This window comes from Clostridioides sp. GD02377 (assembly GCF_045899875.1).
In the GTDB taxonomy this organism is placed as follows: Bacteria; Bacillota; Clostridia; order Peptostreptococcales; family Peptostreptococcaceae; genus Clostridioides; species Clostridioides difficile_A.
Genome location: NZ_JBJODA010000076.1, coordinates 1 through 587, shown reverse-complemented (window position 1 = coordinate 587; position 587 = coordinate 1). Strand labels below are relative to the sequence as shown.

Sequence of the window (587 nt, the reverse complement as noted above, 5' to 3'; positions counted from 1 at the left end):
CATCATTACTTACTTTAAAGTCATTACTTACTAGTTCCGTGTTTTCCGGTTTCCGAGAAACCCGGTTTCCGGGAATCCCGGTTTCCGGAAAATCAGTTTTTCGGGATTTTAGCTTCTGAGGATTTTCAAGTGGTATCTCATATACTTGATAATCATATCCTCCAAGCATCTTATTAGTATTAGAATCTCGACAAGGTGTTCTTGTTATATATCCATTTTCTATGAGCTCCCTTAAAATATTTGCTGTAGCATCCCTCCCATTTTTACTTCTTTTGTATAAATCATTAACATATATCTTCCAATGGTCGGGCTTACTAATTAAATATGAATGTAAACCTTTTGCTTGCCAGCTTAATTTTACATCTTCCAAACAAGTTTTATTTAAAACTACATATGGATTATCTTTGTCTTTGCTTACTCTTATAATCCCCAATACTATCACCTACTCTTGATTTTGCTTATCTAAAATGCTCTTATATCCATTTAGAACCTTTTCATACTCTTGCTTAGTCAAATCTATTGCTAACTTGCTAAACTTCTTATAAACCTCGCTATCGACTCTATTTTTATCCTTATCTATAGACTCA

1 pseudogene is annotated in these 587 nt (G+C 33.2%); it reads right to left on the bottom strand.

The features are described 5' to 3' along the window. Nucleotides 1–442: pseudogene (locus Q3304_RS20875) on the bottom strand (replication protein); the annotation flags it as partial. Nucleotides 443–587 lie beyond the last annotated feature (145 nt).